This is a genomic window from Kitasatospora sp. NPDC059817, from assembly GCF_042731835.1.
Taxonomy (GTDB): domain Bacteria; phylum Actinomycetota; class Actinomycetes; order Streptomycetales; family Streptomycetaceae; genus Kitasatospora.
In genome coordinates, this window is sequence record NZ_JBHWIR010000089.1 from 16,356 (window position 1) to 30,925 (window position 14,570).

Below are 14,570 nucleotides of genomic sequence, written 5' to 3' on the forward strand. Positions count from 1 at the left end.
AAACGTTCCGGACGATCTTCTACACCCGATCAGGTGAACGTAGGCCCGTATGGCGTTTGAAACGCCGCCTCCTCATGCATCGGTCCGCCGCGCCCGCCGGTGTAAGGGGGAGAAGAATGGCCACGACCCCGTGACGGAACGGGGCCAGGAAGGACGTACCAGCACATGGAGACCCAGGGCCGCAGCCGCACCGCACTGGTCGAGGACCTCATGGAGCGCTTCCCCGACGTGCCCCGGGAGGCCGTGATCAAGGAGGACCTGCTGCGCGGCGGCATGGCCTTCGACGAGTCCGCCCTCAGCGGCAGCACCGGCGCCGACGGGAGCGGCGAGGTCAAGCCGAAGTCGTACTTCATCTTCTCCTTCGACCACCGCACCCTGCCCGAACTCGGCGCGGCCGCGCTCAACCGCCCGCCGGAGGAGGTCGTGCTCACCGGCGGCCCGTACGGGCTGCGCCGCACCGTGGTGTCGGTGCGCGTCAACCCGGACTCGCCGTACCGGGTCGGCGCCGGGGAGGACGGCACGCTCGGCCTGTACCTCGACGGCGCGCGGATCGCCGACGTGGGCCTGCCCCCGATGCCCGACTACTACCGGCACACCCTGGCCAACGGGAAGTCGGTGATGGAGGTCGCCCCGACCATCCAGTGGGGCTACCTGATCTACCTGACGGTCTTCCGGGTCTGCCAGTACTTCGGCGCCAAGGAGGAGTGCCAGTACTGCGACATCAACCACAACTGGCGCCAGCACAAGGCCGCCGGCCGCCCCTACACCGGGGTCAAGCCGGTCGAGGAGGTGCTGGAGGCGCTGGAGCTCATCGACCGCCACGACACCGCCCGCGCCTCCCAGGCGTACACCCTCACCGGCGGCGCCATCACCTCGCAGGTCGGCGGCCGGGACGAGGCCGACTTCTACGGCCAGTACGCCAAGGCCATCGAGGAGCGCTTCCCCGGGCGCTGGATCGGCAAGGTCGTCGCCCAGGCCCTGCCGCGCGAGGACGTCCAGCGCTTCCACGACTACGGCGTGCGGATCTACCACCCCAACTTCGAGGTCTGGGACAAGCGGCTGTTCGAGCTGTACTGCCCCGGCAAGGAGCGCTACGTCGGCCGCGACGAGTGGCACCGGCGCATCCTCGACTCCACCGAGGTGTTCGGCCCGGAGAACGTGATCCCCAACTTCGTCGCCGGCGTCGAGATGGCGCAGCCCTTCGGCTTCACCACCGTCGACGAGGCCATCGCCTCCACCCGGGAGGGCCTGCGCTTCTTCATGTCCCACGGCGTGGTGCCCCGCTTCACCACCTGGTGCCCCGAACCCACCACTCCGCTCGGCAAGGCCAACCCCCAGGGCGCCCCGCTGGAGTACCACATCCGCCTGCTCCAGACCTACCGTGCCACCCTGGAGGAGTTCGGCCTCTCCTCCCCGCCCGGCTACGGCCCGGCCGGCCCCGGCAAGGCGGTCTTCTCGGTCAGCTCCTTCATGGACTCGCTGCCCGGCTGAGCCCCCGGCGCACGCCGCCCCCGGCCGACATGACGAGACGTCAGGATGATGCCGGGGGCCGTCGGACCACCGCGAGGAGGAGGCGGACCCCGCCGATCGGCGCGTAGGTGGGGGTACGAACAGCGTGTTAGCTTCCCGCCATGGGATTACGTGGGGCTCGTGGGGTGGCGGCGCGGTCGGCGATCGAGGGGATGCGGGAGCTCGCCGGGGAGGGGTTGACGACGCCGGAGGTGTTCCGGCGGGCGGACGAACTGCTGCGCCCGGTCCTGGAGTTCGACGCGGTGTGCTGGCACACGGCGGATCCGGCGACCGGTTTGGTGAACTCGGTGCAGAGCGAGGACCTCAGCCTGACGGCGTACGAGCACGCCGTCAGGCTGGAGGTCTGGGAGGACGACCTGGCGACCTTTCCGAAGATCCGGCGCAGCGGGGTGCAGGCGGAGACGCTGAGCCGGGCGACCAAGGGGCGCCCGCAGGAGAGCGTGCGGTTCCGGGAGCAGGTGGCGCCGGCCGGGTTCGGGGACGAGCTGCGGGCGGTGTTCGACGCGGCGGGCGGGATGTGGGGGTGCGCGGCGTTCATGCGGGCCCCGGACCGCGGCCCCTACCTGGGACGCCAGCGCGAGCTCGCCGGCGCCGCCGCCCGCCACCTGGGCAACGCGCTGCGGGCGTGCCACGTTCCGGCCGGCGCGCCGGACCAGGAGGGCGCGGGGCCTGCGGTCCTGCTGCTCGACCGGCGCAACCGGCTGCGGGCGATGTCCGGCCCGGCCGAGGACCTGCTCGCCCGGCTGGCCGACCCCACCCCCACCTCGCTCAGCGTCCCGACCTCCGTGGCGATGGCCGCCGAGCACGCCCGCCGGGCGGCGCACGGGCTGGCCGCGCCGCAGACACCGGTGCGGGTCCGCACCCGGGACGAGCGCTGGTACCTGCTGCACGGATCGGCGCTGCGCGGTGACGCGGCGGCCGACGAGGTGACGGTGGTGGCCACGCTCGCCTCGCCGGCCGAGGTGATGCCGCTCTACCTGGCCGCGTACGGGCTGACCGCCCGCGAGCAGGAGGTGGCACTGCTGCTGGTGCGCGGCAGCGACACCCGGGACGTGGCCCGGCTGCTCGCGATGACGCCGTACACGGTGCAGGACCACCTGAAGTCGGTGTTCACCAAGACCGGGGTGGGCAGCCGGCAGGAGCTGATCGCGCGGATCATGCTCGGCGGGGGGCGCTGCTGACCCGGGGCCCCGCGCCCCAGGCGCGCGCCCCGCCGTACGCCCCCAGGAATCTGGGATGGCCGCGACCCCGCCGCGAACGTGAAGATTTCCCCACGGGGGATTCACGTCATGCACATGACGGCTCGCAGTGCACCCATTTCCAGCGGAGGAGCACCCTCATGAGCTCGCGCACCCGGCGCACCGCCTTCACCTCAGGAGTCGCCGCGCTGGTCGCGGTGACCGGGCTCGGCCTCGGCGCCGCGCCCGCACACGCCGACACCACACCGCCGACCGCCACCTGTGACCCCGCCCGCGACTACCTGTGGGAGGACATCGCCTCCGCCCGGGTCGAACCGACCGTCACCGACTTCCTCGCGGTCGCGATCGCCCCCGGCACCACCGGCAGTTACACCAAGACCCTCAGCGAGGTCGACTCGGTGAGCACCACGATCAACACCAGCACCGAGGTGAGCGCCGAATTCAAGGCGATCTTCGCCAAGGTGAGCGTCAAGGTCGGCTTCTCCGTGGCCAACACCAAATCGACCACCCGCACCACCACCGTCACCGACACCGTGAACTTCAACAGCCCCGGCTACTACGGCCTCTACCGCGGCACCCGGAAGGTCACCGGCGAGTGGGTCCGCTACATCTGCGCCCGCAGCGGGAACACCGGCTACTGGATCAACACCAGCCCGAACGGCCCCGGCACCTTCACCACCTTCGACGTCCCGGAGCAGGGCACCGTCTCCTGCGCCTACCCGGAGCCGGCCGGCACCCTGCGCGCGGCCGCCCGGGCGCGACTCGTCTGCTGATGCCCAGGATCGCGGAAACGGCCCAACCCATTTGCTGCGAAAGCGAGTCCACCATGCCCGAACCGCACCCTCGACGCTCCCGGGCCCGACGCCCGCTGAACGTCCTCGGCACGGCGGCCGCCGTCGGCGCCCTGCTGTTCACCGCCTCCCCCGCCGCCCTGGCCGCCCCCACGTCGGCCACCGCACTCGCCGCGGACCCGGAGAGCGAGTACCCCTGCGACCCCGGCCTCTACCGCATCAACACCGCCGGGGCCGACCGGCCGCTGACCGTCGCCCTCTCCTCCGGGAACCACGGCTCGGTCATCCAGTACTTCTGGGGCGACGAGTCGAACCAGAAGTGGCAGGTCTGTCGCAAGCACGCCTCCGACGGCCGCGAGCTGGTGTACTTCCGCGACAGCTGGCGCGGTTGGTGCATGGTCGTCGACCGCTGGGGAAAGGACGACGGCAACTGGATCATCACGGTCGGCTGCGGCGACGTCGTCCCCGAGAACCAGGCGTTCTGGATGGCGAAGGTTCCGGGCAGCAACCGCTTCGCCCTCCAGAACGTGAACTCCGGCAAGTGGGTCGCCGCCCAGAACCACAGCGACGGCCTGGGCTACCAGATCGTCCAGGACAGCCGACCGGACCTGTTCTACCTACAGGCCGTCTGACCGCACGGCACACCACGAGGAACGCCCGTCGTGCCAGGCCGGACAGCCCCGGCCGGGCACGGCGGGTCCGGGGCGCCGATCCGCCGGCCCCGGGGCACACGTCCAAAAATACCGGGTGGGGTATCCTGAAAGAACTGGCCGCCCCATCCGGGGGTGCGACGTGAGGAGTAGCGCGATGTGTCGACGAACCACCTGCCGGACGTGTGGCAAGGCAAGCTACGCGGGGTGCGGCATGCACGTCGAGCAGGTGCTCGCCGGGGTGCCCAAGTCCGGCCGCTGCGCCTGCGACCGGACGAAGGGCAAGGGCGGCGGCTTCCTGGCGAGGCTGCTCGGGCGCCGCTGAGGCACGACCGGCCGGGCACCCTGCCGTCCCGCGCAAACGACCCGATAAGATGACTGGCGGTGTGCCGGGAAGTCTGGTCGGCTCGGGGGACGACTGCAGCGCTCGGGCGGCGGCGACCCCGATCGTCGTGATGGGTCGTTTCCGCAAATGCGCGCCGTGGGGATCGTTCTGGTTCTGGTGGTTCTGGCCACGAGCGTGGCCACCTTCGCCCAGCGGTTGCGGGTGCCCGCGCCCTCCCTGCTGGTCCTGGTCGGCCTCGCGGTCGCGATGGTCCCGGGCGTGCCCGCGCTGCACGTACCGCCGCAGGCCATCGCCCTGGTGGTGCTCCCGCCCCTGCTCTACTCCTCCGCCGAGGAACTGTCGCTGCGTGATCTGCGCACGGTGTGGCGCCCGGTGACGATCCTCTCCTTCGGCCTGGTCTTCGCCTCCGCCGCCGCCGTGGGCTTCGTCGCCGTCGCCGTCGCCGGGCTCCCGCCCGCGATGGCGTTCGTGCTGGGGGCCGTCCTGTCCAGCACCGACCCGGTGGCCGTCACCGCGCTCGGCCGCCGGCTGGCGCTGCCGGGGCGCGTCCAGGTGCTGGTGCAGGCCGAGAGCCTGTTCAACGACGCCACCTCGCTGGTGCTGTTCAAGGTCGCCGTCGGCGTCGCCGTGGCCGTGGGCGGCACGGTGGACCTGCCGGCGGCGGGCGGCGAGCTCCTGCTGCTCGGCGGGGGCGGCAGCCTGGTCGGCGCCGCCGTGGCCGGCCTGGTGTGGCTGATCCGGCGCCGCACCGCCGACCCCGTCCTGGAGACGGTGATAGCCCTGGTCACCCCGTACGCGGCGTACGTGCTCGCGGAGTCCGCGCACACCTCCGGGGTGACCTCGGTCGTGGTCGCCGGTGTCCTGCTCGGACGCTCCGGCCACCGCCTCACCGACGCCCGCATCCGGCTCCAACTGCACGCCGTCTCCGCGGTGGTGGTGTTCCTGCTGGAGAGCGTCGTGTTCAGCATCGTCGGCCTGCAACTGCCCGCCCTGGTCCGGGACCTGCCGGCCGGCACCGGCTGGTGGCCGCTCCAGGCGCTCGCGCTGGCGGCCGTGCTGATCGCCGTCCGCGTGCTGTGGACGCTGCCGCTGACCCGCGGGGTCAAGCCCTCCCGCGGCCGGCTGTCCTGGCGGGTCGCCGGGGTCGTCACCTGGGCCGGCACCCGGGGCGTCATGCCGCTGGCGGCGGCCCTGTCCATCCCGCTGCTCACCGCGGACGGCAACCGGATCCCCGGGCGCCCGCTCGTCCTGGTGCTGACCACGGCGGTGGTCGTCCTCACCCTGGTCGTGCAGGGCCTGACCCTCGCCGCCGTGGTCCACCGCTCCGGGCTCGCCCTGGAGCCCGAGCACACCGCCCGCGAGGAGGACGACGCCCGCGACGCCCTCAACCGCGCCGCCCTCGACCACGTAGACCACCTCGCCGCCCTGGAGGTCATGCCCGACACCGCGATCGACCGGGTCCGGCGCGGCCTCGCCGCCCGCCTCGACCGCACCCCCGAGACCCCCGACGGCACCACCGCCGACGCCGCCTACCGTCAACTCCGGCGCGAGGTCATCACCGTGCAGAACGCCCGGCTGCACCGCCTCTACGAGGAACACCTCATCAGCGACACCACCCTGCGCCGCCTCCAGCGCGACCTCGACCTGGAGCAGGCCGGACTCGGGCGGGTCTGACCGGCCTGACCCGGCCGGCCGTGACGGCTTGCGGCCCCCGGTCTTCCGCACCCCCGCACCGCAGGTCAGACTGTCGCGAGCAGTCCGACGCAGCACCGAACGGGGGCCACATGGCACAGGGCAGGAAGAAGCAGAAGAGACCACTGAGCGCGGCGGCCGCCGCCGCCCAGCGGCCGAAGAGCGCCAAGCGGAAGCCCCGGAAGGACACGCCGCTCGCGCCCCGCACCATCCGCCGGGCGGCCGTCCTGGTCGCGGTGCTCGCCCCGCTGCTGCTCGTCGGCCTGATGGCGCTCGCCGTGGACCCGGACTACTCCGCCCTGTTCACGGTCATCGCCGTGCTGGTGCTCATCTCCTCCCTGGGCGGGCTGATGATGGTCCGGGCCGCCGGCTGGGTGCTCTGGCCCGGCGTCCTGCTGGGGATCCTGCTGCTGGCCCTGCCACCCACCACCATCCGGGCGGAGGTGCTCGCGCACCGTGGGGAGCGGACCGAGGTCGTCGTCACCGAGGCCCACAGCTCGAAGGACCGCAGCGGCCGGATCAGCTGGTCCTGCGCGATCCGCCGCGCGGACGGGAAGCCGCTGCCGCACCCCGAGTTCCAGGGCTCGGGCTGCTCCGGGTCCTCCTCCGCCGGCACCACCACCACCGTCCTCGTCGACCCCGACGGCTGGGCCCCGCCGGCCGGCACGGACCTGGACCTCGCCTTCCTGCACGGCGGCGTCTACGCCCTGGGCGGCCTCAGCCTGCTCTGGGTCCTGCTCGTCACCGCCGCCGCCCGCCGCAGCCTCCGGGACTCCCGCGCCGCAGCGCCCGCCTGACGGTTCAGGTTCAGGTTCAAGTTCAGGTTCAGGAAGGCGGGCGGTCGGTCCGTCAGGCCGTGCTGCTCTGCGGCACGGTGTAGAGGAACTCCTCGATCCGGTCGATCAGGCCGCCCTCGAACCGGAAGTACACGACGGTCGGAACCTCCTGGACGACCCCGTCGGCCGACAACAGGTGGATGACGTGCTGCTGGAGCACCTCGTCCGGCTTCTCGAACTGGCGGAGGACCTCGAACCGCAGCGACTCGACACCGGCGGCGAAGGCCTTGAAGTGCACGAGCCGCTCGTCGATCGCCTGCTCGTCCTTGCCGTCGTTCTGCCACACCGTGGCCTTCTCGGTGCACAGCGCCCGGAAGCCGGCGAAGTCGTTCGCCTCCAGCCGCCGCAGACCCGAGATGACCGTCTCGCCGATGCTCTGTGCCATGCCGAACTCCTGTGTCCGTCGGGTCGAATGCGGGGATGGTGGCGCGGTGCTGCGGTGGTGCGGTGGTGCGGTCAGTGGGGAAGCAGGCCGAGGTGGCGCAGGTCGGTGACGTACTTGCGGACGAGGGCCGCCGACAGGTGCGGGATGTCCTGGTCGGCGCCGACCTTGGCGGCCCGCACGGCGGCCCGGAACCCGGCGGCGGGGATCGCCGACCCGGGGACGCCCTCCCCGGGCCGCGCGAAGGCGCGCAGCAGGGGCAGCAGTGAGTGCTGGCGCTGCTTCTCCGGCAGGGCGCGCAGCGCGGTGGTGATCCGGGCGAGCCAGTCGTCGTAGTCGTCGACCCGCCGGATCGGGTGGCCGGCCTCGATGAGCCAGTCGACGAAGGTGTCCAGGCAGACGCCGTCGTCGTGCGGGTTCAGCGCGTTGAAGGTCCGGTAGCCCTCGGTGGCCCGCGCGCCCAGCGCGGTGACGGCCTCGGCGGTGAAGTCGACCGGCAGGCCGTCGTAGTGGGCGCGCCCGCCGCCCCGGTAGAAGGAGCCCGGGGCGATGCCGGTGGCGAGCAGGCTGAGCAGCAGGCGGGTGAACACGTCGGGCACGTTCAGCTGCCCCCGGTACCTGCCGTGCGCGAGGATCATGTCCGACCGCAGGGTGACGACCGGCAGTCCGCACAGGTCGTGGGCCTCGCGGAGCAGCACCTCGCCGGCCCATTTGCTGGTCGCGTACCCGTGCGCGTACCCGTCGGATCCGGGCGCGGATCCGCCGCCGGAGCCCCGGCCGAGGTGCCGCACCGGGCTGGTGGCGCGGATGTCGCCGTCCTCGTCGAGGGCCGCGGCCGCGGCGCCGGCCACCACGGCGACGGTGGACACGTAGGTGACGGGCTTGAGCCGGGTGGTGAGTGCCAACCGGATCAGTTCGGCCGTGCCGACGACGTTGGGCCCGAACAGCTGGTCGTAGGGCAGCACGTGGTTGACCAGGGCGGCCGGGTGGACGATCAGGTCCACGGTGTCCGCCAGCCGCTGCCAGGTGTCCTCGGCCAGGCCCAGCCGCTGCTCGCCGATGTCGCCCGCCAGCACCTCCAGCGTCCCGTCGGCCAACTCCCGGTACCGCCGGAGCAGTTCGTCGTCGTCGCTGTCGAAGGCGGCCTCCAGCCGCTTCGCCGCGACCGCGGCGTCGGCGCCGCGGACCACGCAGACCAGCCTGCCGCCCGCGGGCGCCAGCCGTTCCAGCCACTCCAGGCACAGGAAGCGGCCGAGGTAGCCGGTGGCCCCGGTGAGCAGGACGGTACGGACGGCGCCGTCGGGGCGGGGCAGCGTCGGGGCGGCGGCGAGCGTCGCCGCGTCGAGGAACCTGTCCAGGGTGAGGTCGCCGGCGCGGGCCTCGGCGGCGTGCTCGCCGTGGACGGAGGCGGCAGTGGGCCGCGCGGCGCCGGAGCGGCGCCGCTCCTCGATGTAACCCGCCACCCGCGCCAGGTCGTTGGCCGGGCTGATCACCACCCCGACCGGGACCTCGACCTGGAAGATCTCCGTCATGAGGGCGGCGAAGGACAGCGCGGACAGCGAGTCCCCGCCCAGGTCGGTGAAGTGCGCGTCGGCGCTCAACTCGGCGCCCGCGCAGCCCAGCAGCGCCTGGGCGGCCCGGCCGACCGTGTCCAGCACCGGCTGGTCGGGCCCGGCCCAGCGCAGGTCGTGTAACCGGCGCTCCTGCCCGTCGGCGAGTTCGGCGTAGAGCCGTTCCAGGGCCTCGCCGTAGCGCTCCCGGAGCCGGGGGCGCAGCGGTTTGTGGCTGTCGGCGAGCAGGCCGTTCGCGGCGCTGAAGGGTTCGGTCTCGATCAGGATGTCGCGCGGGATCTCGTAGGAGTTGAGCTCGGCCTCCTTGGCGATCCGCTGGAGCGACTCGACGAGCAGCGGTTTGAGCGACTCGGTGTCCCCGCCGGCCCTGGCCAGCGCGTCCGGGGCGGGGACGACCACGGCGAGCGGGTAGGCGCGCTCGCTGTTGCCGTACACGAAGACCTGCCGGATCAGCGGGCTGGCGACGAAGGCGGTCTCCAGGCGGGAGACGGCCACGAACTCGCCCTGGGAGAGCTTCAGGACGTCCTTGGTGCGACCGACGTAGACCAGCCGGTCCGGCCCGGTCTCGGCCATGATGTCGCCGGTCCGGTAGTAGCCGTCCGCGTCGAAGATCTCGGCGGTGAGTTCGGGCCGCTTGTAGTAGCCGGGGATGGCGGTGGCGGTCTTGAGCAGCAGTTCCCCGCGCGGGTGCGGCGAGTCGGTCCGGAAGTAGCCGAGTTCCGGGACGTCGACCAGCTTGTAGTCGATGACCGGCGGGCGCTGCACCACCGAGTCGAGCAGCACCCCGCCGGCCTCGGTGGAGCCGTAGCCGGTGTACAGGTGGAAGCCCAGGCAGGACTCGACGAAGGCCGCCACCTCGGCGGAGAGCGGGGCGGTGCCGCAGAAGGCCTTGGTGACGCGCCCGCCCAGGACGTTCTCCCGCAGGTCGGTCTTGACCGCCGTGTCGACGTCGCCGGGTTCGCCGGAGCGCCGGTCCAGTTCGCTGCGGTACCGCTGGAAGAGCAGGTCGCAGATGCGCGGGACCATGGTCAGCTCGGTGGGGCGGACCAGGGCGATGTCGTCGAGCAGGGTGGACAGGTCACTCCTGGCGGTGAAGTGGCCGACGCCGCCCCGGGAGAGCGAGCCCATCAGCGCCCAGTGGCCGGCCAGGTGGCTCTGCGGCATGTAGTGGACGCTGACCGGGGGTGCGTCCTCCGCGCCGTAGCTGAAGCCGTTCCACGCGGTGCGGACCAGCCGCTGGGGGTACACCGCCCCCTTCGGGGTCCCGGTGCTGCCGGAGGTGTAGATGAGCAGCGCCAACGGGTCGTCACCCGGGGCGGCGACGAACAGGGGCGCGGGCGGCAGGCCGGCTCCGGCGTCGATCACGGCGGCCAGCGGGTCGACGGCCACCGGGCGGCCGGCCCCGGCCAGGCGCCGCCGGGCGGATGCGAGGGCGTCGCGCTGCTCGGCGACGTCGGGGCGGTAGTCGAACACGATCACGCGCCGGATCGAGGGCGCCCCGAGGACGGCTTCGACGGCGGTGTCCAGCCGCTCGATGCTCGCCGCGAGGGCGCGCGGTTCGGTCTCCGCGACGATCGGCGCCAGCTGGGACAGCGGCGCGCTGGACTGCAGCGGCACAACCACCACGCCCGCGTGCAGGCACGCGAGGTCGAGCGTGGCGTAGTCGGTGCTGGTGAAGCCCAGGATGCAGAGCCGGTCGCCGGCGCTCAGCGGGTGGTCCGGGTGGTGGTGCCACTCGGTGGCTACGGCGCGTACCCGGGCCCACAGTTCGCGGTAGCTGACGGTCTCGAAGCCGGGCAGCAGGCGCCCGGTCACGGGCTCCCGGGTGCGTTCGCCGAGGGCGGGGCGGTCGCCGTAGCCCTCCATGATGGCCGCCATGGCCTCGGCGAGTCCCTTGTCCGGATCACGCACGGCCGCGGTGATCGCCTCCAGTGGTTCGGCCATGCTGAGCCCTCCCTTAGCGTCCGGCTGGTGTCCGGCATCCGGTTGATGTCCGGCGTCCGGCTGATGTCGACGTGTGAACTGGGGGCGGGCCGGCCGGAGCGGCCGCCGGCCCGTCGGGCCCCGGCGGTCGTTCCGGCCGACGGGCGTCTCACCAGGCGACCGGCAGCGTGTCCGCTCCGCGGATGAGCCGTTCCGTCCGCCAGGTCACCTGGTCGGCCGGCACGGCGAGGTGCAGGCCGGGCAGTCGGCGCACCAGGGATTCCAGGACGACGCGCAGTTCCATCCTGGCCAGCGCCGCGCCGAGGCAGTGGTGGATGCCGTGCCCGAAGGTGACGTGCGGGATGGTCCCCCGGTGGAAGTCGATCTCCTCGGGGCGGTCGAACACCTCCGGATCCCGGTTGGCGAGCGAGAACTCGGTGACCACCGCGTCGCCGGCGCGGACGGTCTGCCCGCCCAGTTCCACGTCCTCGGTGGCGATCCGGGTGAAGCCGGCGGTGGCGCTGATCGGGATGATCCGGGAGAGCTCCTCGACCGCGTCGGGGATCAGGCCGGGATCGGCGACGAGCTCGCGCCACAGCTCGGGCCTGGTCAGCAGCGTGTAGACGAAGTTGCCGATCTGGTTGGCGGTGGCCTCCTGGCCGGCGGACAGCAGGCTGACCCCGAGGCTGACCAACTCCTCCTCGGTGAGCCGGTTCTCCTCGTCCTCCACGGCGACCAGTTCGCCGAGCAGGTCGCTGGTGGGCTCGACGCGGCGCTCGGCGACCAGGCCGGCGAGGTAGTCGTTGAGGTGTCCGCGGTCCCGCGCGGAGCGGGCCGGGTCGGAGAGCATGAGCAGGCCGTCCACCCAGGCGTTGAACCGGTCGCGGTCCTCGACGGGCACGCCGAGCAGTTCGCAGATCATCGTGATCGGCAGCGGCCAGGTCAGCATCTGGGTCAGGTCGGCGGGCGAGCCCGTGGCGATCATGGTGTCGAGCAGTTCGTCGACGATCTGCTGGGCGCGCGGGCGCATCGCCTCGACCCGGCGCACGGTGAAGGGGTTGGCGACCCTGCGCCGCAGCCGGCTGTGCTCCGGCGGGTCCATGCTCAGCATCGAGGTGCGGGGCAGGCCGGCCGAGACGATCCGGGGCACGTCCTCGCCGGCGGCGGCGGCCCGGCTGAACCGGGGGTCGGCCAGCACCGTCCTGACGTCGGCGTGGCGGCTGACCAGCCAGGCGTCGCCGCCGTAGGGCAGGCTCACCCGCAGCACCGGCTGCTCGCCGCAGGCCTCGGCCAGCTTCGGGTCCACGTCGAGCTGTTCGGCCGGACCGAACGGATAGGCCCGCGGCCCTTCTTCTGTCGCGGTCATCGTGTCAGTCCTTCCAGTCCTGGCGGGCGGTCACAGGGACGCGCTCTTGCCGCCGTCGATGACGAGGTTGCTGCCGGTGATCCACGAGGCGCGCCGGGAGACCAGGAAGCCGACGGCCTCGGCGATGTCCTCGGTCTGGCCGATCCGCCCGAGCGGGACCTCGTCGGCCCAGTCCCCCTCCGATTCCATGCCGAGATAGTCGACGATCTTCTCGCGCGCCTCATCCGCCCCAGGAGTCATCACGTTTCCCGGGGAGATCGCGACGACCCGGATTCCGTCCGGCGCCAACTCGACCGCGAGACCCTTGCTGTACACCTCCAGCGCGGATTTCGCGGCGGCGTAGTGCAGGATCATCGGGTAGGAGGAAATGGTCGCGATGGAGGAGAGGTGCACGATGACCCCGCCGCCGGCCGCGCGCATGGCCGGCACGAGTGCGGCATTGAGCCGGACGGCGGCCAGGAAATTGATGTCGACCGTGTACTGCCAGTCGTTCTCGATTTCCAGCGCGGTCTGGAAGGCCCGGCAGCCGCCCGCGTTGTTGACCACGATGTCGACCCCGCCGAGGGAGTCCAGCGCGGCGTCGGCGAACGCCCGCACCCCGGCCGGCGAGCTGAGGTCGGCCTGGATGAACTTGGCCGCGGACGGGGTGTGTTCGGTGGGGTTGCGGGCGGAGGTGACGACGGTGGCACCGGCGTCGAGCAGGTGCTGCACGATCGCGGCGCCGATGCCCCGGCTGCCGCCGGTGACCACGGCCCGTTTGCCGTCCAAGTCGTGGGAAATCTGCGCGGTAAGGCGACTCTCGCTCACCCTGGGTTCCGCCACCTTTCGTTCCTGGGAAATTCATTTCCGCGGCACTGGTCGGCAAGGGAATCAATTCTCCAGTTGCGACCCAGAAGGCGACGCGGAACCACCTGCACCACTATCCGTGATCTCCCGGACACGGTCAACATGATTGTGTCGATGCGGTGGATCGCCTGAGGCAATGCAGCACGGACAAGAGCACCCGCTGGACGCCGCGATCAACAGGGTCGATAATCGTGCGTTACCCATGTGCAGCCGCCCAGACCGTTTTCCGCACGACCCGGCGGCGATTCGCCGGAGCGGCGGAGAGGGCGCACACGGAATGTTCACACCATGAGTGCCGAGAACTCGGGAGAAAAGCATGTCCAGCTTGGACGAGCCGTTCGTCGTGGGTGATCTGACGGTCCCCAACCGCATCGTGATGGCCCCGATGACCAGGATGCAGTCCCCCGGCGGCGTGCCGGGCGAGGAGGTGGCCGAGTACTACGCCCGCCGGGCCGCCCACCAGGTCGGACTGATCATCACCGAGGGCACCTACGTCGACCGCGCCGCCGCCCGCGCGTACGACCACGTGCCCCACTTCCACGGCGAACAGGCGCTGGCCGGCTGGGCCCGCGTGGTGCGGCGGGTGCACGAGGCCGGCGGCCGGATCATCCCGCAGCTGTGGCACACCGGGGTCGTGCGCACCGGGACGGAGCCGCCCGCCGAAGGCCCGTCCGGGATCGGCCTGGACGGCGCCCCGGCCGGGCGGGCCATGACCCAGCAGGACGTCGACGACACGGTGGCCGCCTTCGCCGAGGCCGCGGCGACCGCCGAGCGGCTCGGGTTCGACGGCATCGAACTGCACGGCGCGCACGGCTACCTGATCGACGACTTCCTGTGGAGCGGCACCAACCGGCGCACCGACCGCTACGGCGGCGACCCGGCCTCCCGCGCCCGCTTCGGCGCCGAGATCGTGCAGGCCGTCCGCGCGGTCGTCAGCCCGGGCTTCCCGGTCTTCTTCCGGTTCTCCCAGTGGAAGGTCGGCAACTACGGGGCCCGCATCGCGCAGAGCCCGGCCGAGCTGGAGCAGCTGCTGACCCCGCTGGCCGACGCCGGGGTCGACGCGTTCCACGGCTCCACCCGGCGCTACTGGCAGCCCGAGTTCGACGGCAGCGACCTCAACCTGGCCGGCTGGGCGCGCAAGCTCACCGGCAAGGCCGCCGTGACGGTCGGCTCGGTCGGCCTGGACCAGCAGTACGGCGAGGGCGAGTTCGCCCAGGGCTACACCAGCCAGGCCGGCGTGACGGGCATCGACGAACTGCTGGCCCGCCTCAAGCGCGACGAGTTCGACCTCGTCGCCGTCGGCCGCACCCTGCTCGCCAACCCGGACTGGGCCGCCAAGGCGCTGCGCGGCAACCTCGCCCGGACCGTCCCGTACGACCCGGCGGTGCTCACCAGCCTGGCCTGACAGCGCCGTTCGGCGAACGGGCGCCCGGAAGCG

General features: G+C 72.4%; 11 protein-coding genes. 7 read left to right on the forward strand and 4 right to left on the reverse strand.

From position 1 onward, the window contains the following. Positions 1 to 165 precede the first annotated feature (165 nt). The 6 genes from ACFV61_RS20080 (at position 166) to ACFV61_RS20105 (ending at position 7,005) form a co-directional block, all read left to right on the forward strand. Positions 166 to 1,491 (forward strand): radical SAM protein, encoded by a 1,326-nt coding sequence (locus ACFV61_RS20080; protein ID WP_380493028.1) that lies wholly within the window; start codon positions 166 to 168, stop codon positions 1,489 to 1,491. A 140-nt stretch (positions 1,492 to 1,631) separates the two neighbouring features. Further along, positions 1,632 to 2,711, forward strand: coding sequence for a helix-turn-helix transcriptional regulator (locus ACFV61_RS20085; protein ID WP_380493030.1), 1,080 nt, complete (start codon positions 1,632 to 1,634; stop codon positions 2,709 to 2,711). 158 nt (positions 2,712 to 2,869) lie between these two features. Beyond that, on the forward strand, positions 2,870 to 3,502 hold the full coding sequence (locus ACFV61_RS20090; protein ID WP_363375732.1) for a hypothetical protein: 633 nt from the start codon (positions 2,870 to 2,872) through the stop codon (positions 3,500 to 3,502). Between the two features lie 53 nt (positions 3,503 to 3,555). Continuing rightward, positions 3,556 to 4,152, forward strand: a complete 597-nt coding sequence (locus ACFV61_RS20095) for an RICIN domain-containing protein (protein WP_063345942.1) — start codon at positions 3,556 to 3,558, stop codon at positions 4,150 to 4,152. Positions 4,153 to 4,642: 490 nt separating this feature from the next. Then, the gene (locus ACFV61_RS20100; protein ID WP_063345943.1) at positions 4,643 to 6,190 is read left to right on the forward strand and encodes a Na+/H+ antiporter; all 1,548 of its coding nucleotides are present in this window, start codon (positions 4,643 to 4,645) and stop codon (positions 6,188 to 6,190) included. Positions 6,191 to 6,300: 110 nt separating this feature from the next. Next, positions 6,301 to 7,005, forward strand: coding sequence for a hypothetical protein (locus ACFV61_RS20105; protein WP_380493032.1), 705 nt, complete (start codon positions 6,301 to 6,303; stop codon positions 7,003 to 7,005). A 52-nt stretch (positions 7,006 to 7,057) separates the two neighbouring features. Here the strand turns inward: ACFV61_RS20105 and ACFV61_RS20110 are convergent, their stop codons facing one another. The 4 genes from ACFV61_RS20110 to ACFV61_RS20125 form a co-directional block, all read right to left on the reverse strand. Next, the gene (locus ACFV61_RS20110; protein WP_363375722.1) at positions 7,058 to 7,429 is read right to left on the reverse strand and encodes a nuclear transport factor 2 family protein; all 372 of its coding nucleotides are present in this window, start codon (positions 7,427 to 7,429) and stop codon (positions 7,058 to 7,060) included. 71 nt (positions 7,430 to 7,500) lie between these two features. After that, positions 7,501 to 10,941, reverse strand: coding sequence for a carboxylic acid reductase (gene car, locus ACFV61_RS20115; protein ID WP_380493034.1), 3,441 nt, complete (start codon positions 10,939 to 10,941; stop codon positions 7,501 to 7,503). Positions 10,942 to 11,089: 148 nt separating this feature from the next. Further along, positions 11,090 to 12,286 (reverse strand): cytochrome P450, encoded by a 1,197-nt coding sequence (locus tag ACFV61_RS20120; RefSeq protein WP_380493036.1) that lies wholly within the window; start codon positions 12,284 to 12,286, stop codon positions 11,090 to 11,092. Positions 12,287 to 12,316: 30 nt separating this feature from the next. After that, positions 12,317 to 13,093 carry an SDR family oxidoreductase gene (locus ACFV61_RS20125; protein ID WP_380493038.1) on the reverse strand — a complete coding sequence of 259 codons (777 nt, stop codon included), beginning with the start codon at positions 13,091 to 13,093 and terminating at the stop codon, positions 12,317 to 12,319. Between the two features lie 355 nt (positions 13,094 to 13,448). On the opposite strand from ACFV61_RS20125, the gene ACFV61_RS20130 reads away from it, so the two are divergent. Further along, complete coding sequence (locus tag ACFV61_RS20130; RefSeq protein WP_380493040.1) at positions 13,449 to 14,537, forward strand: NADH:flavin oxidoreductase; 1,089 nt, start codon at positions 13,449 to 13,451, stop codon at positions 14,535 to 14,537. Positions 14,538 to 14,570 lie beyond the last annotated feature (33 nt).